The sequence below is a fragment of the Bacillus sp. M6-12 genome (assembly GCF_002860285.1).
In the GTDB taxonomy this organism is placed as follows: domain Bacteria; phylum Bacillota; class Bacilli; order Bacillales; family DSM-1321; genus Peribacillus.
The window spans coordinates 30731-51852 of sequence record NZ_PGVF01000011.1 but is presented as its reverse complement, the minus strand read 5'-3'; the positions used below and the strand labels follow the sequence as shown (position 1 = coordinate 51852).

21 protein-coding genes and 1 pseudogene are annotated in these 21122 nt (G+C 40.1%); 8 read left to right on the top strand and 14 right to left on the bottom strand.

The window, feature by feature from the left end; genetic code table 11:
• Positions 1–150: 150 nt before the first annotated feature.
• From CVD28_RS13590 to CVD28_RS13575, 4 genes and pseudogenes are all read right to left on the bottom strand, one after another.
• Positions 151–984, bottom strand: a pseudogene (locus tag CVD28_RS13590) (putative bifunctional diguanylate cyclase/phosphodiesterase).
• Between the two features lie 228 nt (positions 985–1212).
• The gene (locus CVD28_RS13585) at positions 1213–1779 is read right to left on the bottom strand and encodes a beta-class carbonic anhydrase (RefSeq protein WP_101593033.1); all 567 of its coding nucleotides are present in this window, start codon (positions 1777–1779) and stop codon (positions 1213–1215) included.
• A 68-nt stretch (positions 1780–1847) separates the two neighbouring features.
• Entirely contained in the window at positions 1848–2657 is an 810-nt protein-coding gene (locus tag CVD28_RS13580; protein ID WP_101592911.1) for a hypothetical protein, read from the bottom strand.
• Between the two features lie 102 nt (positions 2658–2759).
• Positions 2760–3080 (bottom strand): DUF4870 domain-containing protein, encoded by a 321-nt coding sequence (locus CVD28_RS13575; protein ID WP_101592910.1) that lies wholly within the window; start codon positions 3078–3080, stop codon positions 2760–2762.
• Positions 3081–3239: 159 nt separating this feature from the next.
• On the opposite strand from CVD28_RS13575, the gene CVD28_RS13570 reads away from it, so the two are divergent.
• Together CVD28_RS13570 and CVD28_RS13565 are read left to right on the top strand one after the other, a co-directional pair.
• Positions 3240–4022, top strand: coding sequence for an undecaprenyl-diphosphate phosphatase (locus CVD28_RS13570; RefSeq protein WP_101592909.1), 783 nt, complete (start codon positions 3240–3242; stop codon positions 4020–4022).
• 389 nt (positions 4023–4411) lie between these two features.
• The gene (locus tag CVD28_RS13565) at positions 4412–4972 is read left to right on the top strand and encodes a GNAT family N-acetyltransferase (protein WP_101592908.1); all 561 of its coding nucleotides are present in this window, start codon (positions 4412–4414) and stop codon (positions 4970–4972) included.
• A gap of 73 nt (positions 4973–5045) precedes the next feature.
• Here the strand turns inward: CVD28_RS13565 and CVD28_RS28115 are convergent, their stop codons facing one another.
• The 3 genes from CVD28_RS28115 to CVD28_RS13555 all read right to left on the bottom strand — a co-directional run bounded on the left by CVD28_RS28115 (position 5046) and on the right by CVD28_RS13555 (position 6638).
• Complete coding sequence (locus CVD28_RS28115; protein WP_180954161.1) at positions 5046–5201, bottom strand: hypothetical protein; 156 nt, start codon at positions 5199–5201, stop codon at positions 5046–5048.
• Between the two features lie 142 nt (positions 5202–5343).
• Positions 5344–5493 carry a YflJ family protein gene (locus CVD28_RS13560; RefSeq protein ID WP_101592907.1) on the bottom strand — a complete coding sequence of 50 codons (150 nt, stop codon included), beginning with the start codon at positions 5491–5493 and terminating at the stop codon, positions 5344–5346.
• A gap of 65 nt (positions 5494–5558) precedes the next feature.
• Positions 5559–6638 carry an undecaprenyldiphospho-muramoylpentapeptide beta-N-acetylglucosaminyltransferase gene (locus tag CVD28_RS13555; protein ID WP_374702533.1) on the bottom strand — a complete coding sequence of 360 codons (1080 nt, stop codon included), beginning with the start codon at positions 6636–6638 and terminating at the stop codon, positions 5559–5561.
• A gap of 171 nt (positions 6639–6809) precedes the next feature.
• Here CVD28_RS13555 and CVD28_RS13550 point away from each other — a divergent pair, with 171 nt between their 5' ends.
• On the top strand, positions 6810–7928 hold the full coding sequence (locus CVD28_RS13550; RefSeq protein WP_101592906.1) for a mechanosensitive ion channel family protein: 1119 nt from the start codon (positions 6810–6812) through the stop codon (positions 7926–7928).
• Between the two features lie 133 nt (positions 7929–8061).
• Complete coding sequence (locus tag CVD28_RS13545; RefSeq protein WP_101592905.1) at positions 8062–9417, top strand: MATE family efflux transporter; 1356 nt, start codon at positions 8062–8064, stop codon at positions 9415–9417.
• A gap of 392 nt (positions 9418–9809) precedes the next feature.
• Here the strand turns inward: CVD28_RS13545 and CVD28_RS13540 are convergent, their stop codons facing one another.
• The 3 genes from CVD28_RS13540 to CVD28_RS13530 form a co-directional block, all read right to left on the bottom strand.
• The gene (locus CVD28_RS13540) at positions 9810–10274 is read right to left on the bottom strand and encodes an SAM-dependent methyltransferase (RefSeq protein WP_101592904.1); all 465 of its coding nucleotides are present in this window, start codon (positions 10272–10274) and stop codon (positions 9810–9812) included.
• A gap of 472 nt (positions 10275–10746) precedes the next feature.
• On the bottom strand, positions 10747–11523 hold the full coding sequence (locus tag CVD28_RS13535) for a CAP domain-containing protein (RefSeq protein WP_101592903.1): 777 nt from the start codon (positions 11521–11523) through the stop codon (positions 10747–10749).
• A 378-nt stretch (positions 11524–11901) separates the two neighbouring features.
• Positions 11902–12180, bottom strand: a complete 279-nt coding sequence (locus tag CVD28_RS13530) for a hypothetical protein (RefSeq protein ID WP_101592902.1) — start codon at positions 12178–12180, stop codon at positions 11902–11904.
• A 91-nt stretch (positions 12181–12271) separates the two neighbouring features.
• On the opposite strand from CVD28_RS13530, the gene CVD28_RS13525 reads away from it, so the two are divergent.
• Positions 12272–12517, top strand: a complete 246-nt coding sequence (locus tag CVD28_RS13525; RefSeq protein WP_101592901.1) for a DNA alkylation repair protein — start codon at positions 12272–12274, stop codon at positions 12515–12517.
• A 70-nt stretch (positions 12518–12587) separates the two neighbouring features.
• Here the strand turns inward: CVD28_RS13525 and CVD28_RS13520 are convergent, their stop codons facing one another.
• A complete protein-coding gene (locus CVD28_RS13520; RefSeq protein ID WP_101592900.1) occupies positions 12588–13505 on the bottom strand; it encodes a CobW family GTP-binding protein in 918 nt (305 codons plus the stop codon).
• 261 nt (positions 13506–13766) lie between these two features.
• Between CVD28_RS13520 and CVD28_RS13515 the strand changes: the two genes are divergently transcribed.
• Positions 13767–14477, top strand: coding sequence for an AlbA family DNA-binding domain-containing protein (locus CVD28_RS13515; RefSeq protein ID WP_101592899.1), 711 nt, complete (start codon positions 13767–13769; stop codon positions 14475–14477).
• A 338-nt stretch (positions 14478–14815) separates the two neighbouring features.
• Here the strand turns inward: CVD28_RS13515 and CVD28_RS13510 are convergent, their stop codons facing one another.
• The gene (locus tag CVD28_RS13510) at positions 14816–15481 is read right to left on the bottom strand and encodes a hypothetical protein (protein WP_101592898.1); all 666 of its coding nucleotides are present in this window, start codon (positions 15479–15481) and stop codon (positions 14816–14818) included.
• A gap of 258 nt (positions 15482–15739) precedes the next feature.
• Between CVD28_RS13510 and CVD28_RS13505 the strand changes: the two genes are divergently transcribed.
• Together CVD28_RS13505 and CVD28_RS13500 are read left to right on the top strand one after the other, a co-directional pair.
• On the top strand, positions 15740–17185 hold the full coding sequence (locus CVD28_RS13505; protein WP_101593031.1) for a PQQ-dependent sugar dehydrogenase: 1446 nt from the start codon (positions 15740–15742) through the stop codon (positions 17183–17185).
• A 575-nt stretch (positions 17186–17760) separates the two neighbouring features.
• Entirely contained in the window at positions 17761–18369 is a 609-nt protein-coding gene (locus CVD28_RS13500; RefSeq protein ID WP_101592897.1) for a GNAT family N-acetyltransferase, read from the top strand.
• 121 nt (positions 18370–18490) lie between these two features.
• Here the strand turns inward: CVD28_RS13500 and CVD28_RS13495 are convergent, their stop codons facing one another.
• Together CVD28_RS13495 and CVD28_RS13490 are read right to left on the bottom strand one after the other, a co-directional pair.
• Entirely contained in the window at positions 18491–19408 is a 918-nt protein-coding gene (locus tag CVD28_RS13495; protein ID WP_101592896.1) for an LCP family protein, read from the bottom strand.
• Positions 19409–19605: 197 nt separating this feature from the next.
• A complete protein-coding gene (locus tag CVD28_RS13490; RefSeq protein WP_374702530.1) occupies positions 19606–21078 on the bottom strand; it encodes a S41 family peptidase in 1473 nt (490 codons plus the stop codon).
• Between the last annotated feature and the right edge of the window lie 44 nt (positions 21079–21122).

The window sequence follows — 21122 nt, the reverse complement described above, 5'->3', positions numbered from 1 at the left end:
TTAGCAGAAAATAAACGGTTAGCAAGAAGAATGCCTATATTTTTATTATTTAGTGTCCCCTTGCAGCCCATCATTATTATTTTCATTTGTATCATCCTGTTTAAAGAGCTTAAAAAAAGAAGCTGAAACGAAAGCAGCTTCTTTTTTACGTCATGTTAAGTTCTGTTTAACTAAGTGGACCGGAAGTGGCCTGCTAAAGAAGTATCCCTGTCCCTCATCACAGCTCTCCTCCATTAGATAGTTCAGTTGAACATCGTTTTCTATCCCTTCCGCAACTACATTCATATTTAATGTATGCGCAAGCGAGATAATCGCTGATGTTATCCTTTTTCAATTTAGGTCCCGATTGATGTCATCAATAAAACAGCGGTCAATTTTCACTTTATCAAACGGGTATTGGCGAAGGTAGCTTAGAGAAGTATATCCTGTTCCAAAATCATCGATGGATATGGCCAGGCCCACTTCTTTTAACTTTGAAAGACTATCTTTTATAAAGTCGCTATCATCCAATAAGATGCTTTCCGTTACCTCAAGTTCCAGCCATTTCGGCGCCAGATTCGTTTCTTCCAGCACTTGTATCACAGTATCCACAAAACTGGAGTACTGTAATTGTTTGGTTGATATATTTACAGCTACTTTAAAAGGCCCTATTCCTGAATCCTGCCATATTCTATTCTGGCGGCATGCTGCTTTTAACACCCACGCTCCAATGGATATAATTTGGCCACTTTCCTCGGCAACCGGGATAAAATCGCTCGGCGGCACCAAACCAAGTTTTGGATGATGCCAGCGAATTAATGCCTCGACAGATATAATTTTTCCAGTCTTCAAATCTTTTATCGGCTGATAGTATAATTCAAGTTCATTTTTCTCGATAGCTTGTTTCAGATCCTGTTCGATTGTAAGCTTGTATGAAGCATTTAAATCGAGTTCTTCCGAATAGATTGTATAACAGTCCCTTTTAAGTTTTTTTGTATGATACATGGCTGTATCGGCGTTAATTAATTCGAAGAAAATAATATCGTTATAGAAACAACGGAACTTCCAGCTTTATTGAAGTTCTGTTGTTTCTTTAAATATCAACATTAACCTTTAACAGAGCCTTAAAAATAAAAAGGACGCCCCGTAATATTCTTTCAGTACGGGCCGTCCTTTTATTGGTATACACTTTGAAGGCTAATACCGCTTATGTATAAACGCAGACTGTGTTAATTAATCTTGTTTATACCCATCAACAATTACATCCAGTTTCCCTGTTTGCGGCGAAATCACCAGTCCATGGATGGCCACATCTTTTGGCAGCAGCGGATGGTTTTTGATTATGCTGACGCTGTTTTGCACGCTATCTGCCACATTATCAAAGCCTCTTAGCCAGTGCTTTAAATGAATACCGGAGTTTTCAAGCGTAGAGATCGTCTCCTTTGAGATTCCCCTGTTTGTCATTTTCTCCAGGAGAACATCTGCATTGATAGCAGACATCCCGCAATCATAATGGCCAATAACGAATACCTCATCCGCTTTTAATTCATAAGCAGCTACTAAAACACTTCGCATTACGCTTCCAAAAGGATGAGAAACAACAGCACCGGCAGTCTTAATGAATTTCACATCGCCATTTCGAATATTCATTGATTTTGGAAGAAGTTCCACTAGACGGGTATCCATACAGCTGATAATGATCATCCGTTTGTCCGGGAACTTGTCTGTACTGTATTCCAAATATTCTTTTTTTCTCACAAACGCTTCATTGTAGTCAAGGATTTCACTAAGTAATGTCATATTATCACCACATTTATGTATTTTTTTAATTATAACAAACCCCACGAAAAAAATCTTCCAAGAAGGCTTTAGTTGCTCCGGTGGTGAAGGGCCGCCGCGCAAAAGCCGAGTGCCGCAATTTTATCGTTAGCCGTTGCACTATCATGAAAGGAGATTATTGGCGTATTGGAATCCTTAAACCGGTTTCCCCATTCTAGCGGCATCCATCCTTTTTTATATGTTACCAGCGGAATCCCAACAGCATTTGTCAGCTGAAAATCCTGCAAAAGGCCGCCCGCATCGATGGCGAACCAAGGTTTACCATCCGGACTAACTATCATTCCCTTCAGCCTGAATAAAGATACCTTCCTTGATTCCCGATAATATCCTATATCTTTACCGTTTTGATCCTTTATTGAAGCTTTTTGAAAAAGTCCCCATTTAAAAATGTACGCGCCAACCAGCGTACCATCGCTATTATATAAACCATACTTTTTGGGAAGAAGCAGTGACAGCGAATTAGGAATCATCCACATATACCATTTCATGTTTTGATCCCTAATTTCCCCGACAGCCTTCCCATTTGGAGAAAAAAGAACCGCCCGCAGTGTTGGTGCCGGCATAAATGCAAATAAAAGATGCCGCTCATCAAAAAGCTTGCTTTCCTCATTCAAAAGAGGCCATCCACTTGGGAGCTCCTGGGCCCTTGTATCGAATACCCTGAAGCTAATATAATTTCCGATGCTTATCATAATAAACGGCAGCACAATCGCCAGGATATGACCTGACAGAACGCCTGCCGCATGTAAAAAGAAGAATAAAATAGACAGCGTGAGTGAAATCCATGCCGCTTGAAAACAAATATGAGAGATTTTTCTGTAATACTGCCTTATATTCATAACTCACTCCCCACAGGCCCAAAGGTTTAGATAGTTACTCATATCATGATATGAGCCGCGGCAGAAAATTAGTACAAGTTCCTGTCTTTAGAAAGGCAGGACCTACAGAATCCTGAACACAAATGGAATTCTGTATTTCACTCCTTCAGCAGCTTTGACAGCTCCGATTATGGTAAAAATGAAACCGAGAAGCGCTACGGCCGGCAATATCAGCCAGCCGATAAAAATCAATGTCAGCATGCCGCCAACAAAGCCATACAGTGAATAGGAAATCAGGAAATTTAAATACTCTCTTCCATGATAATCAATGTAGGCTGATTCATTTTTCTTGATAAGCCAAATAACCAGCGGCCCGATGAAAGCCGTAAAGAAGCTGACTACATAAATGGCCGCAGCAAGCAACTTTTCATTTTGATCTGCCATTACTATTCCCCCGCTTTCTTCTTTCTGATTTTATTACGGATAACTCCTTTCCGAGGTTTCACTTTGTTCCACATTACCTGAAATATAAGCATGTTAAGAAAGCTTATGCATAAAAATGGGAAAAGGATGTCCAAATTTATAGGAAATTAGGTGAAGGGATTGTTATCTGAATTTCAGGCATTTATACTCGGAATTATTCAAGGGCTTACAGAGTTCCTGCCCATTTCCAGTACCGGCCATTTGTACTTAGGGAGGCATTTGTTCGGGCTGGATGAAGCCGGTCTCACATTGGATACGATGCTGCACATCGGAACGTTGATTGCACTAATCGCAGTCTACAAAGACGATCTTTTCTCGCTGTTGAAAAAACCATTTTCCAGGATGACATTGCTTCTAGTTGCCGGAACCATTCCGGCGGTCATTGCCGGGCTGCTGCTTGGCGATTGGTTCGATTCCCTATCTAAAACCGGCGTCACAATCGGCTGGGAGTTCCTCGCCACAGGGTTCATTCTCTGGTTCGCTGACAGCGCCAAGAAGGGAAGAAAACAATTGGAAGACATATCAGTTAAGGACGCACTGATTGTCGGCACCTTTCAGGCTGCGGCGATTATGCCGGCATTGTCACGTTCAGGCTTAACGATTGCTGCAGGCTTATTATGCAAATTCGACCGGGCCACAGCAGCCTACTTTTCATTCCTTTTATCAATTCCGGCTATTACAGGCGGAATAGTTCTTCAGTTTGGCGATGTGCTTAGCGGGCAAACGGAACAAGTTGGCTTTACCGGGCTGTTTGTTGCTACATTGTCCTCTGCCTTCTTCGGCTACATTGCTGTGGTCTGGATGATCTCCTATCTTAAAAAGAAGTCACTGAAAGTTTTTTCAATATATGTTTGGGCTTTGGGAGCGATAGTCCTTGCACTTCAATTTACGGGGATATTTTAATGTTCCAAAAAACGTTCGTTTCTCTAAAAACATCCCTTTTTCACTACAGCGGTAAAGGAACTGGAACTGACTGAATTTGGGAAAAGGAAATAAAAAAAATACCCCTCCGCCAGCTTCATAAAATGGGCAAAATTTGACGAAAAAAAATAGTAAAATACCTATTTCCTTTTTTTATTTTTTTTAGTATTATACCTTCTAGGAAATATTTTTTTATTACAACATTTCAATATTGATTACAAACAATATAGGGAAGGCAAATGGTGCGCCACCGGATTCTCCGGTTCTAGTGGGTTCGATTCCCACCCCGAAATTTTTTGATGCTCGTTTAAAAAATTTCGAGGGTGGGAGGCAGACGCATAAGGACTGCCCTCATTTTTGGAGGGGAAAAAATGTTAAAAAAGAGAGAATTCGCCGACTGTCATGTTCTTTATGACTTTATGAAGCATCCAGATGTCTTCCCTTTCGTGCGCCATAAAGCACATTCTTACGAAGAATATGTTTTCGTTACAAAACAAACCATAGAGCAGGAAGAAGCCGGCGAACTTATATCCCGGACGATCCTTGATGAATGGGGATCACCGATCGGCACGATCTCCCTTTATGATATAGAGGATAAAGCTGGATTTCTTGGCACTTGGCTTGGAAAACCGTTTCATGGCAGGGGCTATAATTCTATTGCCAAGGAAGCATTCTTTAATGAATTATTTTTTGAACTTGATATAGAAACAATTTTCATGAGAATCAGGAAAGTAAATGTGCGCTCAATTAAAGCTGCTGAAAAACTCCCATATGTTGTAAAAGCAAATGAATCAAGGCAGTCACTGTATGAAAGGCTCAATAGTTCTGAAGAGATTTATGATTTATACGAAATCCCCCGAGACCTGTTTCACTTATACATTATGCGCCAGGACAGCAGCCAGGATGACTCACAGCAGCTGCTTGAGGCATGACCTCCAGAGTTCCATTTTATCGCACAGCCAAACCCTGCCGGACAGCCGGCAGGGTTTCTTGTTCTCCGCTAGTTCAAAGATCCAAATATTCACCCTTCCCTGAACCCCCGTCAAAGGTTTCAGTTAGCATCAAATGTTCCAGTTCTTCATTTGTTAGTGTTTCAAAACGTCCATCAGAGAAAATAACTTGAGTCTGGTTAGGATTGATCCGATTTAGCGAAAATTCCATCGTAAACTCCTCCCTCCATAAGGTTCTTGATTCTATCTTCCACAAAGGAGAGCATTTTCATAAGTATACTGTCTAAATTTTATATTTATCAGATTTTAAAAAGCCCGAAACTCGTTGTGAACGGTTTCAGGCTTTTTAGGATTCACTGCTTTTTTTCAATTTTTTCAGCATACAGGTTTCTTAATATGTATGTTTTATACGATTCAAGCTTTCTTCTTTCAATAGGATGCTTTGTGATCCCGACCGCTTTTAATTGCTGAATGAACCAGCCTTTGGAATATTGGTACGCCATATCTTTTCCTCCTCGAGAGCTTGTCTTCTATAACGATATGCGGGGAAAAGATAAAAAATGACAGTTTATTTTCTTGGCTGAATAAGTCTAACCAGGATTTTATACATATCATCGGCTCTTTTAAAGGATCGGTATGAATTCATTCTTACAAAAAATTCGTTTCTTTGGCTAAACAACTCGGAGATTCCAGCCTGAAGCGATCTTGAACTTAGCTCTTCTTCCTGCAGAACCATTGCCAAACCTGCTTGTTCGAAGCATTTAGCATTCAGGACCTGGTCACCCCTTGAGGCTTTGGGACTCAGCGGGATGAGCAGCATAGGCTTTTGAAGGGCCAGGAACTCAAAGATTGAATTGGAGCCTGCACGTGATACGACGATATCTGACGCCGCCAGAAGATCGTAAATCTCTTCATGTACGTATTCAAAAGCGGCATACCCTGGCCGAATCAACTCACTGCGGACATTTCCCTTTCCACAGATATGGATAATCTGAAAATCCGTTAGCAGCCGTGGCAATATATCGATGATCGCTTCATTTATCCTGGCTGCGCCCAAGCTCCCCCCCATTATAAGCAGGACTGGCTTATCCTTTATAAATCCGCAGATCCTTTTTCCTTTGGCCGCATTTCCTTTAAAAATTTGATTCCGAAGCACTGCTCCTGCATGAACTGTTTTTCCTTTCGGAAGAAAGCTTTCCGTTTCTTTAAAAGTGGTGCAAATCTTCTCTGCAAAAGGAAAAGCAATTTTATTCGCCAAGCCAGGCGTAATATCAGATTCATGAATAATGACTGGAATCTTTTGAAGCCTTGCAGCAAGTACGACCGGTACGGAAACGAAACCGCCTTTCGAAAATACAAAGTCGGGGCACTCCTGTTTTAAGATGTGAAAGGCCTGGGCAACCCCAATCATTACCCGAAATGGATCTTTCACATTTTCCAGTGAAAAATACCTTCGCAGCTTCCCAACCGAAATGAAATGGTAGGGTATATCCGGAAATTCCTTTTCAATTATTGTTTTTTCAATTCCTGTCCTGGATCCTATATATATTACATCCCATTGATTTTTGAGGAACTCAGGAATGAGCGCTGCATTAACTGTAACGTGACCTGCAGAACCTCCTCCAGTAAAAACCGCCTTTTTACGCAGCATGCCCACAATACATCCGCACCTTTCTTCCTTCTGTGCTTTTTTTGTTACTCCAAACTGACATTCTCTTCCATACTACCCGTAAATTTTTCCAGAATCTCCAACTAGAAACACTGCGATAACTCTGATATGATAAAAATTTCATTGCATATCAATAAAGAGGTGTTGTTTATGAACCAAGCATTAGAGTCCATTCGTGTCTTAAATAATGCGCAAGTATGGTTAGACATTGGTATTTCTCTTGGAGTATTCTTTTTGTTTTTGGCTATCAGAAAGATATTCACTACATATGTATTTAAGATGATCCTGCGTTATGCCCAAACGAGGAATACTGAAACTCTTGCTCAAATCCTGCTCGCTTTCGAAAAACCGTTCCGCTGGCTAATTGCATTCCTTGGCATCATGCTGGCCATTAAGTATTTCCCGTTTGAATTCATATCCGATTCTACAATAACTAAGTTATTCCGATCCGTTTTTATCATTTTGGGAACATGGGGTCTAATTAATATCAGTTCTATATGGGCAATCCTGTTTCCAAGGGTCATCAAACGATTCGATCTGGAAGTGGATCAGATCGTACTGCCATTTTTCACAAAGCTGATGAAGTTGATCCTTTTCACATTATGTGTCAGCATTATTGCCGAGGAATGGGGTTTTAATGTGAATGGTTTCGTTGCGGGACTGGGACTTGGCGGTCTTGCCTTCGCACTTGCAGCCAAAGATACAGTAAGCAACTTTTTCGGAGGATTAGTTATCATCACAGAAAAACCATTCACTATCGGGGACTGGATCAAAACTCCAAGCGTCGAGGGTACCGTGGAGGATATTTCGTTCAGGAGTACGGCGGTTCGAACATTTGCACAGGCACTCGTTACTGTCCCGAATGCAACACTATCTAATGAGTCCATTACCAATTGGTCCAAAATGGGCAAACGGCAGGTCGCCTTCCATCTGGGGCTGACTTATGATACCCCCAGAAAAAAGCTGGAAACGGTTGTAAGGCGGATTGAATGGATGCTGAGTGAAAATGAGGAAGTTGATAACGATACCATCCTCGCCCGGTTCGACCGTTTTAATGATTCAAGCCTTGATGTTTATCTATACTTTTTTACCAAAGCAACATCTTTTGCAGATTATCTGAATATAAAAGAAGCTGTGAATTTTAGGATTATGGATATATTGGAGGAAGAAGGCGTGAGTATTGCTTTTCCTACTAGAACTCTTGTTGTCCAGAATGCCTCCATGGATGTGAAAGAGGAATTGGTTAAGCAGTCCCGTCAACAAAGCTAACAGAATCACATTAATCAATCTGCCAGCATTTTGCCGGCAGTTTTTTCTATAATGGGGCAAAATAGGATCATGTTAGTAATAAAAGATGATATAATTTCATTCACCGAAATTTATAAGGCTGAGGTATAAAATTATGCAGCAAACCTTTTCTAAAAAAGAAAAGTTTAATCAGTTTATTATGATTCTAGTCCCGATCCTGGTAACTCAGCTCGGTATGTTTTCCATGAACTTTTTAGATACAATGATGTCGGGAAGGTTCAGTGCTCCTGATCTCGCTGGGGTTGCTATCGGCAGTTCGATATGGGTGCCGGTTTTTACTGGATTGAGCGGGATCCTGCTGGCGATCACACCAATCGTTTCACAGCTGGTCGGTGCCAAGAACACCAAACTGGTTCCTTTTTCAGTAACACAGGGTGTTTACCTGGCAGTACTTATGTCTTTTATTGTAATCATTATCGGAGCTTTCGTGATCAACCCCATTTTGGATGGCATGAATTTGGATCATAAAGTGCGAACGGTAGCTTATGACTTTTTGGTTGGTCTTTCTTTTGGAATGATTGCTTTATTTATTTACAATGTGCTTCGCTCATTCATTGACGCCCTTGGGCAAACGAGAATTTCCATGATAATAACACTGCTTTCACTTCCAATTAATGCTTTATTAAATTACATTCTGATTTATGGAAAATGGGGTTTTCCTCGCCTGGGAGGGGCGGGAACCGGCTATGCAACTGCGATAACGTATTGGCTTATAACATTCATAGCTGCAGCTGTAATTATAAGGATAGAGAGTTTTTCAAAATATAAAATCTTCCGGACCTTCTACAAAGTTTCTTTAAAAGAATGGAAGGCCATTTTAAAAATTGGAGTTCCTATCGGCTTTGCGATTTTTTTTGAAACCAGTATCTTTTCTGCGGTTACTTTGTTAATGAGCGCTTTTGACACAGTGACCATAGCATCTTACCAGTCTGCCCTTAATTTCTCATCTTTTCTCTATATGGTTCCACTAAGCATATCCATGGCATTAACCATTGTGGTTGGATTTGAGGTAGGGGCGAACCGCCTGAAGGATGCCAGAACCTACAGCCTAATCGGCATTTTCATGTCTGTAGCTCTTGCTGCGCTATCCGCGGTTGTGTTGTTCTTTTTCAGGGAACAAATTGCCTCTGTTTACACCGATGAGCCTGATGTACTCGCCATGACAGCTCATTTCCTGGCGTATGCGCTTTTTTTCCTGTTATCTGATGCGATCCAGGCACCAATCCAAGGGGCATTGCGCGGTTATAAGGATGTTAATTTTACCTTTCTGATGTCTTTTATTTCCTTTTGGGTAATCGGGCTTCCAACCGGCTATCTTTTCACCCGATTCAGTGACTTAGGCGCTTCAGGCTACTGGATAGGCTTAATAGCCGGGCTGGCCGTTGGAGCTATCGGGATGTCCAGCCGCTTGTATTACATCCAAAGGGTTAGATACAAGCGTGATTTCTAAGATCAAAAGCGCAAGTGCCCTAGTTAAGAGGAATAACAGCTAAGATCGCCAGTGTGGTAACAAAAACCATGTTATAACCTTCATCCTATGGCAAACGCCGTCCTGACCCGCTTCCTCACAAAGCTGTCGAGCGATATATCGCTGCCGCAGTGTTCATTGTTTCTTTGCGTCGGAGCTGGAGATAATACTCTAGTTCCGCTATCCAAAACTCTGGAATTAAATAATTTCCTAACAATCAAAAAAGCTGACCCGAAGCAGATTCAATTACAAACGATCTCCCAGGGTCAGCATTATATATTAGTACATTAGGTAAAACTAACCTATTCTCATATTGCTGAACAGTTCCATCGATTAATGCCGGTACTGAGTATTTCCCATCCACTCTTGCCTGACTACTCCCAATAATTAGCCATTAGCTCCGTGGACCATTGAGGCTGTTTAATTTCTCCCTTTGGTAAAAATTCATTCATAACCGGTTTGATGTCTAATACCGGGGTGCCATCAATTGCGTCTAATCCACTGACAAATAAGGATCTCCCTTTTCTCTTGATTAATTTAACTATTGTAGCCCCAATTTTATTTGGGCGATTTTTGCCCCGTTGTGCATAAATACCTACTTTAGGAAACTCCTTATTGTTTCGGGGATGCCTTGAAATATATTGAATCTTATCATCTTCAATGAGGTGAAACAGAAATATTATTTCTAAATGGCTAAAAGAGTCAATACCATCCAAACAACTTATATCCAGTTCTTGATCAAGCTTTATTTCCGAAAGGACTTTTCCCCAGTAATCATCAACTGGAGTTTTACGTTCATTGCATACTGCCCCAATAGCGCTGACTGAAAAACTGTTCATATGTCACCACTCCTTTTATAGGAAAATAATAACATTCCCAAATTTCATCTGCTATTACAAATTGTTTATTATATGTCATAAACATTCCTTATTATCTAAGATAATTCCAAGGTAATTTGGATATATGATAAACCCCTAAATATACGGATGGGTTAAAACTTCCATAGCGGAAAACGTTGGTGATCCTTTTTGATGTTATTTTTTCAAGAACAACTTCAACTTCAAAGTTACATAACTTTATGCAGTATGCTTACAATAAATATAACCTCGAGTCTGCTTATGGTTTAAGACAGAAAGGTTGCTGAACAGAGAACAAAGCACTATTGTTTACAAATGTAAGTGAACTATTTCAGCCAACGGGGGCTCCCCTTTGTTTATATTTTATAAAAGCTGCTCGGCACTCAGCTAAATGCTATGTAATATAGAAAAGCCTTGCCGCAATCCGCAGCAAGGCTTCTCTGTCTTATTCGAATTATTTTCCGATGAACATTTGAGTCCAGTAGTTACCGCTTGATACATGGCCTACACCAATGTGAGTGTAGCTGGAGTTCATAATGTTTGCACGGTGTCCAGGGCTGTCCATCCAAGCTTGTACTACTTGCTGTGGAGAAGTTTGGCCTTGAGCAATGTTTTCGCCAGCTGAGCTGTACTGGATTCCGAATTTCTTCATCATGTCGAACGGAGATCCGTAAGTTGGGCTGTTGTGGTCAAAGTAGTTTTTATCCTTCATATCCTGAGATTTAGTGCGGGCAACCTTGCTTAGCTCAGTATCCAATTGAAGGGCTTTTAGTCCTTGCTTTGCTCTTTCAGCATTTGTTAACTCAACCACTTGCTTCTCATATGCACTTACTGCGGAAGCGTTAGCTGTAGGAGCTTGCTGCGGTGCAGCTGTAGTCTGTTGTGCAGCTGGTTTAGCTGGAGCTGCTGCAGGTTGTGCCGCAGGCTTAGCTGGTGCTGGAGCCGCAGCAGGTTGTGCCGGGGCCGCAGCTGGTTGTGCTGCAGGCTTTGCGGGAGCAGTCTGCTGTGCAGTTGAAGGTTTTGCAGTTTGATACTTATATGTTGGAGCCTTAATACCATACTTTGATTGAAGCTGTTTTAAAACTTCATTATAATCTTGCTGGCTATTAACCTTGTATGTGTAAGTGTATACCTTGCAGTCATTTGACGCTGCATCAGCTTGATTAGCACCTGCACCTGTAAAAATGATAGCGGCAGCAGCTGCTGCGGAAAGTAGCATTTTCTTTTTCATAATATATAGCCTCCTGAAATAGTTTTTTTGTCTCGCTTTCTCACAAACTCATGATAACATGCGTTTTTCGTAATAAAGGGACCAAGTATTTCCAGGAGGTTTAATAATAAATAAACCGATTTTCATATACTTCTGATTCAAAAAGTTATATTAGTATAAAGCTTATTATATTGCACGATTGAGCCATATAGGTGTAATTTCCCTTTTTTGCCGTGTTCTCACATTCTATGGAAACGGTAAGCCTATGTTTCCAAAACTCTACTAATAAAACTCTATTGACATACCTGGAGAAAGGTAGCTTTCTATGACAAATATTACAGCAAGATTACAAGATTGAGCAGATGTAAAGAACGTGACATATATTGCTGGAGGTGAGGTTTACGCTCCCAAACCTTCCATCATTTGAGAATAATAAGTGATGAGCTCCATTTTCTCTTGTTCTGCAAGTGATGAGTCCACTATTCTAGCAATGCTCATATAGAATTTCTCATACCGGCCTTTGCGTGCACGCGGGTGGGAATTTTCATCGAGCAATTCCCTTTTTACAAGCTCAAAAAGAATCTCTTCCTCGCTCATTTCCTCATTCATAACTATTCGGTTGTTCCAAATACTTTGATATATGTCCAGCAAGGACTTTTCTTCAGAATTCTTACTCATAACGATGCGCTCCTTTCACAAAAAGCTATACATATTTTCCGGAATTATACAAAACATAGTAGTAATACAATATACACAAGAGGTGAAAGAAATGGCGAGCCCATACCGCTGTCCAAATTGTAAAACAAACAAATCCCGTTTTAATATCATTCAGCAGACTGCCTACCCTGTAAAATTGGATCCGTTTTCCGGTGAAGTACTACAGCAGCTTTCAAATGAAGCACTTGAGCCGTTCCATATGCCTTATCGGGGACCTGAATATCGTATCCAATGCGGCACTTGCGGCAATATTGAGGATGAACGGACTTTTTTGGCTTTTGGAAGCATGAAGTCCTAACAAAAACAAACAAGAAGGGAATGGCCGCTGCGCCACTTCCCTTTTATTTTGGACTCATGCATTTCCTGCTTTAGTTTCTTCCCTCCATATCCTGAAGCTCCCGGATGATGACATCAGGATCCAGATTTTCTCCAATAATAACAAGGTTCAGCGGCATTTTCATTGATTCCCGCATGAAAAGAGGCATCCCATATGAGTATTGAAACAAATATGGATATTGTGAATTTGTAAAAGAAATATATCCTTTCATTCGGTACACTGTTTCGGGAAGATCTCTGAGCCACAATTCAAAGTCTTCCCTGCTGACCGCATTTGCAAAGTGGTGCACGATAGCACTTAAATTTAGATGACGGCCTATCTCAGCTTTTGCATGGCCCGTTTTTTTCTTCATTTTTATAGCCTGCAAATCTGCCAGAGAAACGGCTGAGTGGCAGGTCAGAACAGCCGTTGCCTCGGGATTAATGCCATCAATGCTGAAAACTATTTGGGCTGCCTCCATCTCGCTTACTAAATCCTGCTTATTTAACAGGATGTAATCTGCATGCCTGATTTGTTCTATTAAAAGCTGTTTTAGCTGCGGAGAAAGGCTATTGCGGTCTCTCCAGCGAAGCATATCCACCACGGTGATAATTCCTTTATACTCAAGCCCTTCAGCAAATAAAGGAGATAAAATGCCATCAAGCACTTCCACTGGATGCGCTGCTCCTGTTGTCTCTATATAAATAGCATCCAGTTCATTTAACAAAAGCTCCTGAAGCTGGCTTTCCAGCTTGTCCTGAATGGTACAGCAAATACAGCCGTCAAACAGCTCTTTTAAAGGTACATCATCCTCGATCAAACCACTGTCAATCGAGATGCTTCCCATTTCATTTAACAGCACCGCGATTTTCCTTCCTGCTGCCTTTTCCTGTTTTACGATATTCCGGAGCAGCGTCGTCTTGCCGCTTCCCAAAAATCCGCCTAAAATATATATTTCAACTTTTTTCATTCCATTTACACTCCTGATACTGTTTAACGTTTTACACCATTATACACTTAACTAATTAAACTTTCCCTAACCGTTCTAAGGTGAACACAGATCTTTAATAAACATATCCTATAGTATAATTCAAAAAAAATTTTCCCCGAATCCAGTTTTTCTTCTTGGAATACTAATTTTCTATCATTTTATCCGCAATTCATCAGCCATTTGAATGAAATGAAATTATAATAAAAAAAGGAAAATCTTGAATAGGAAAGGGTCATTTAGATGTTTTATTCAAACATACGTCCGCATGCATTGAAGGATTTCCTTATCCAGCCCGGCCATGACCAGCTTAAGGAATTACTTCTCCATAATACTGGAGAGACAGATTTTCTTGATTTCAAATGGAAGTGGATCGATTTTACGAAAATGGCGAAGCATATCCTTGCCATTGCCAATTCCGGCGGCGGATGCATAATTGTCGGTGTGAACCAGACAGACGATGGAAAAATTAGCATTGACGGGCTTTCCGAAAGGGAGTTTCTTGATAAAGCGGACGTGGATAACAAGCTCGAAAATCTATTGCCTAAGTATCTCAAATACCATACAGAGGATTTTATTTTTCCTAAGCGGACCCATGCCCTCCTTCAGGGCAAGCGATTCCAGGTGATGATCATTGAATATGACCCGAAATATGTACCGTATACATCCACAATCACCCGCGGAGAACTCACATATGGCGCCATTTATGTCAGGCAGGGAACAAAAACAATTGAAGCCAGCAATGATAAGCTGGTTGAAATCATCCTAAGGAAAGCGGAATCCGGGGGGTCTGATTATCATGAGCTGTCATTGAAAGAACACCTGAATCAGCTGAAGGAGCTCTATGAGGAAGCCAACAGCCTGCCAAACGCAGGGTATATCGAGTTTGTAACTGATATGATTGAAAAAAAGAAACAGAAGATTCTATCCTTGCTTGATTTGCAGAATGACTGATATTAATAGAAACCAGATGGCAGTACATCTGGTTTTTATTCACCTGTTATAGAATGGCGGACTTGATTATATAGTTGATTTTTTCACGCTGAATAAATAAAAAAACAATATTTTCATGGATATGTAATAAAGATGATCTGTCAACGACAAATCGAACTAGAAGCCATTAGGTATTTTATACATTTTTTGGGGGTAAATCGAATTGATTCAAAAAGCGGGAGTATTACTTCTATTTCTTATCATTGCATGCTCGAACAACCCCTAATTCGATTCTTTATAAACCAGCCATTTAACTTATCGTATCACAGGAATAGAGCCCAAGCAGATCCGTTTCGGCTCTATTTCCCTGCTTCGGCATTTTCCTTCTTAACTGATTCATCCTCAAGATGTTTCAATTCCTGCTGGTCAGATACCGGTATGATTACTTTATCCGGCGGGGTACGAGCCAACCTTTTCAGAGCAAATGAACAAGCTTCTGCTGCCATCCATGCATATAGAATACTGAATATCGCTACGAGCAATAAAAGACGAAAATGAAAAGACGTACCAACACCTGAACCTAACAGAGGAAAGCGGAAAATAAAAATGATCGCTATAATTCCCATAAATAAGGTAGCTCCCGCCAAGAAAACAACCAAAGTTCTTGTTATCAACTTATTGATGGAAAATCCAAGTACCAATCCTAGAATACCCGTTGTGAAGGAAAAAATAATTAGTTCACTAGGCTGGATAAACAATAAAAGGAGAATCGTAACAAAATATGAAAGGAATCCGTGCCTGACGGATACAATCGCAGCTAAAAATAATGGTAAAGTCGTCATGGCACTTACAAAAAACCCGATGCCGGGCATATATCCCCCTGCTGACTGGAATATGGCTGCAAACGAGCTTAATACCGCGGTAAGTATTAGTTTTGTGGTAGGTGACAATTCCATAAGATCGTGTTTGATTCCAAAGAAAGGATTCCGCCAATACAGTACGGCTTTACTTTTTACCCTCTTCATCAGTCCCGCCTCCAACAAATAGTAAACTAACCTTATGCTATTCACTGTTTTATGTAAAAATCACTGTATGTTTATCTATATCCAACTTAACTATCTGATTTATGAAATCATAGTACTTTTTATGACCGCCCCGATTCCTCCGAAGCTGGCGCGAAATATGGACAATTCCTTGTTAGATTCTTCGGCCCTATTTTGGTTTTAATAAAACAGTTCTTATCATATTCTTATAAAAAATAGTAAGAAGGAGTGTAAAGTTTGTTGATAAAAGTTAAGGTTAGGTTACGTCCCATTGTAAGTAAGATGAATTTACCGACTGTTTTAAAAACAGCTATACTTCCGGGTGACTCAAATGAAACATTATTTATTGCAACCCAGGTAGGAGAGATTTTTTACATAAGAGATGGAGTTATACGGACTTTTTTAGATATTCGCCCGCTAATCATAAATCTAGGTGTTTCTGGTGGTGGATATGATGAAAGGGGATTGCTGGGGCTGGCGTTTCATCCCGAATTTTATTATAACGGTCTGTTTTATCTGCATTATTCAGTAGCTGGAACACAAGGTCCAGGGGCTCTTACTAATTCAGAGGCTGCAAGGCAAGCTCTTCCTGAATTTTTTAAGCCTAACCCGTGTGATCCGAGAACGTTAAACCTAAGGTGGATAAATAGAGAAACTCAATATGATCATATTGATACAGTGGAAGAATGGATTTTACAATCGAATGGTCAACCCCAAAAACGGCGGACATTACTTAACTTAAGAAGACCATTTTTTAATCATAATGGTGTCAATAGCTTAAACTTTTCACCTGAAACAGAAAAACTTGTTTTAACAACCGGAGATGGCGGATCAGGCTATGATCCATTCAATTTAAGCCAGGATGATATGGAAATCTCCGGTAAAATTATAGAAATTGATGTAGGTAAGAATACATTTATCAATAATCCACCCGTAGTCACACGTTTTAATGAACTTCCCCCACCTATTCAGGAAACACTTACAGTAATTGCCAAAGGAGTACGCAATATTCCTGGCATTTCATTTCAAAGGTTTTATAATCAGTATATCAAATATGTGGGAAATGTCGGACAGGATCTGGCAGAGTCACTTTTTTCATTCGTTCATTATAAACCAATACCGGTTACTCAGCTTATTCAAGCTTCTTTAATTAAATCTGAACCTGACCAAGAAGGATTTATTAACTTTGGCTGGCGAGGGTGGGAAGGTGCTTTTCCTACTTCGATTATAAGGGGCTGCTCTGCAAATCCAGCTTTGGATGAGAAAACAATTGCTTATTACAATGAAGCAGTAAAAACTTCAGTGCGGCGTCTTCAGCCTCTTACTAGTTATTTTCATAAAGAACCCCGACCCGATAAGTTTGGAGGGACTGCACTTACAGGAGTGCAAGTCTATTTGGGGAATGGAATTCCCGCTTTAACAGGAAGCGTTGTGTTTACCGATTTTGCCCGGAATGAAGAATCTCAACCTCCGGTTAGAGGGGTTCTTGCTTATACCAAGGTAAGAACAGATTGTAAACTAAATGATTTTAGTATTATTGAAACCGATTATAATTTTGGATCTCAATCAGCTTATTATGTTAGTTTGGGAACGAATATGAGTCAAACCAGACTATATTTAGGGGTTTATGGTTCTATGAATGTGTCAGATATTAACCAAGGTACTGTTTTTGAAATTATTCCGTGATTCAGACTATAAAATTCGACTTAATACCTTCGATGCCTTACTACCGGAAGACCTTATCAAAACAAAAACACGCTGAAGACATGAGGAATTATGAGATTGTATGGATAAGCAATGGGCCTCCCAATTTGTTGGACTATTTATCCAGACGATTTTGGAAGAGCAAATCGTGCATTTTAAAAAATGCACGAACGTTTTTTAAACGCTGGTATTTTTTCTTCCTGCTTCTTTTGATGTATTTTATTTTGAAATCAACTAATTCTTCTTTGTTAAAGGATATCTTCATTTCCCATCCTTTTATCCGCTCAGGACTATTATTAGTTGTAATAAAATGCAGGTCATCCAGGTATGGTTTTTTAAATTTCTTGAGCTAATCGTAACGCTTATGGTTTCTAAATCCCCTTCACTTTTCTATTGTTTTTTTTCACTATGATTCTCTTATTTAACCAGAAATTATTTTTTCTTACTTCTGCAAACTCTCCCTTAACATCTCTCAAAATAACTAAAATTTCCCAGAATCAGAGCGGATTATTTGTTACAATTAAGTATATCTAAAAATGATTATGGAGGATTGAACCATGAGTAACATATTTACGATTGACTGCGGTGAATTTATACTGCGTGAATACATACTTGAAGATGCAGATTCTATTTATAACCTTGCATTAGAAGAAGAAATATATCGTTACTTACCCGAATGGAGGACCACCAGAGAACAGAGGCTAATATGGGTAAGAGATTGGGAAATACCAGGCAATAAAGCTTTCTTTAAAACAATTTCAGAGGGTAAAGTTCCAGAAGGTTATTTTCGGCTGGGAATTGTTTTAAAAGAGTCAGGTAAATTTATCGGCTGGTGCTGTGCAGGACCAAAAGATGAATTACCCAAACCAAATACAGAAATATTTTATGCCATCTCAAAAGACTATGAAGGCCGCGGTTATGTCACTAAGGCAGCCAAGGCGTTAATAGATTATTTATTCAAGGAAACAAACATTGAAACACTGAATGCACTAGCACAAATAGAAAATGCCGGTTCCAATAAAGTAATTCAAAAATGCGGCTTTTGTTATGCAGGCGAAATAGAGATTAATAACAAAATGCATTATCACTATACATTAAATAAAAACGAAATGTCTTTGCAAATGAATTTCCCCTTAAGAAAACCAGTAAAAACCCGCCATAAATGAATAAAGTTATAGCGGGTTTCCGTGCGAGAGAGAAGGTGTAAATTTTTAAGAAACAAGGAATGTTTTATTAAATACCCTTGCTTTAACAATTAACAGTCCTAACTTTACTTCGATAGGTCCTCTATTGCCCGCTGCTGTTTGAAAAAAATTTTGAGAGTGCCTGCTGGTTTTCTGTCATTTGAATTTCAAGGACAGCTCCTGCATGCGGATCCAGTTTATCCTGAAAGGTACCATTAATCGGGATTCGCAAGGTCTGTACGGAGCCTCTCTTATTTATTATGAGCTGGCTGCCTATGTCAAGGATTGTGTTTACCTTTATATCTGTTTCTATCAAGTTTCTTCCTTCTGTGATTATCTCAGGAAGAGCAGTAATTCCTTCGACGGTTGCAAGCCTGCCTGCAATTTCATTCTTTAATTGCAGGAGGACTTCCTGCTGCCGCTGGACTCTGCCAAAATCACTAGCTTTATCATGCCTGTATCTGACATACTTTAATACCTCTTCACCGTGAAGCCTAATTAAACCTGCTGATACTTCCATAGCCATATCATCTATCATTTCTTCATCAACCTGGACTTCTATCCCGTCGGGTGCCAATAAATCTACCATCCGCTTAAATCCTTGAAAATCAATTGATGCTGCATGGTCTATTTCCAGTTTAAAGTTTTCTAAGATTGTTTTTTTCAGCAATTCTGTGCCGCCATAGTAGTACGCAGCATTTATTTTATTATGTCTTTTGGGGTAACTAGGTATTTCTACAAAGCAATCCCTCATGATGGAAGCGAGTTTCAAATTGTTCTCTTTATAGTCATATTGGGCAATTACGATGGTATCTGCACGGGATTGAACCTCTCCCCTTGTGTCAATACCGATTAAAAGAAATGTTTCCTGGGATTTTTTATCAATCTCTTTCTTTTTAATATCCTGGCTGCTCTTTGGTTTAGATGATGCCTCAGCTCCGGAATTGTCTATTTTGTCCGGCTTATTAGTACATGCAGCTAAAAACATAAAGCATAGAATAAGAAAGGTGATTTTCCTCATCCAACCCCCCCAGTTCTGACTCAATGATAAAGTTACGTTTTATTTCCGATGTTACAAACAATTAGGATTTAAACTTCCCAAAAAACCAGGATATATACGGAATAGTTGGAAATTACTTCAAATAACAGCAAAAACCCTGCCAGCTTTTTAACTGGCAGGGTTCAGGATAGTTACACTGATTTTAAGAATTTCTGCTTTTATTTCGCGATTTCCTTACCGAGCAATTCTTGTGCTTTCTTCAGCTGCGTGTCATTATTAAGAATTTTATCTCTTAAACCTTCCATCAGCTGAAGTGTTGTTTTCCCTTTTACTACACCTGTAGTTTCAAGTTTTTTACTTGTTTGAAATGCTTGAACGGCTTTTTTTGTTTCTGAGTCGAAGAACCCATCAACCTTTCCGGGTGAAAAGCCAAGCACCTCCAGCATTTCCTCCGCGGTTTTCACCTCAGCTGAAGAATCTGACTCCTTCAGTTCCTTATCAGGGGAAATGAAGGCGAGCTGTGCATACTGCGGAAGAGCCACTTCCACATCAGGCTTGATCCCCTTTTTATGAATCCAGTTCCCATCAGGTGTCAGCCATTTTGCGGTGGTGAATTTAAAATTTGATTTATCATTAAAATCCTTGGCTGATTGGACAGTGCCTTTACCAAATGTCTTTTCCCCAATCAGTTTGATTCCGGCAGATTCCTTTACGGCCGCCGCAAGAATTTCAGAAGCACTTGCACTGCCTTTATCCACAAGCACTACAACCGGGACATCCAATTCCCCATTACCCTTGGATTTAAAAACAGCCTTCTCTCCGTTCCTGTCCTCAACCTGGAAAATTACTTCGCCCCGTGGAACGAACATGCTTGCAATTTGTTCAGCTTGATCGAGCAAGCCTCCCGGGTTACCCCTAACATCCAGGATTAATCCCTTCATCTCTTTGCTTGCCATGTCATTTAGAGCGGTTCTCAGTTCACGTGCAGTGTTTTCAGAAAAGCTTGTGATCTGTACTTTTGCGATCCCGTCCTTGAGCATTTCAGCATAGACCGTTTCAAGCGGAATAGTATCCCGGGTAAGCTGGACTTTAATAGGTTCAGCAGAATCTCCCCGCAGGATTTCGAGCTCCACCTTTGATCCCTTTTTGCCCCGTATAAGAAGTACTGCTTCTGTTGAACTCATACCCTGAAGGCTTTTGCCGTTGACGCTAAGGATAATGTCTTTAGGCTGTAAGCCGGCTTTCTCTGCAGGAGACCCCTTAATCGGAGAAACAATGACAATTTTCCCTTCCTGCTCTTGGATTTCAGCTCCAATACCTTCAAAAGAAGAAGATATATTTTCATGAAAACTTTTTGCTTCTTCTTCATTCATATAATCGGAGTAAGGATCTTCAAGAGAATCCAGCATACCGTTTATTGCTCCGTTAATCAGTTTATCTTTATCGACTTCTTTGTAATACTGCTCGGTCAGCGTTTCGTAAGTTGAAAACAGCTTATCGAATTCAGGCTTATCACTGTTTGTACGCTGAACAATTGACTCCTCAGATTCCCCCTTGAATGTCAGGGCGATTGCTGTAATACCGGCAGTAACGATAACCAGTAATAAGATTAACAATAATAACTGGTACCTCTTTATGTGGATAAATTTGGAGCTGTCCTTCTTTTCTTCTTGGTTTGTTCCTTCCTCCACAGGCATTACACCACTTTCTTTACCTAGTGCTGCTTTATATTAAA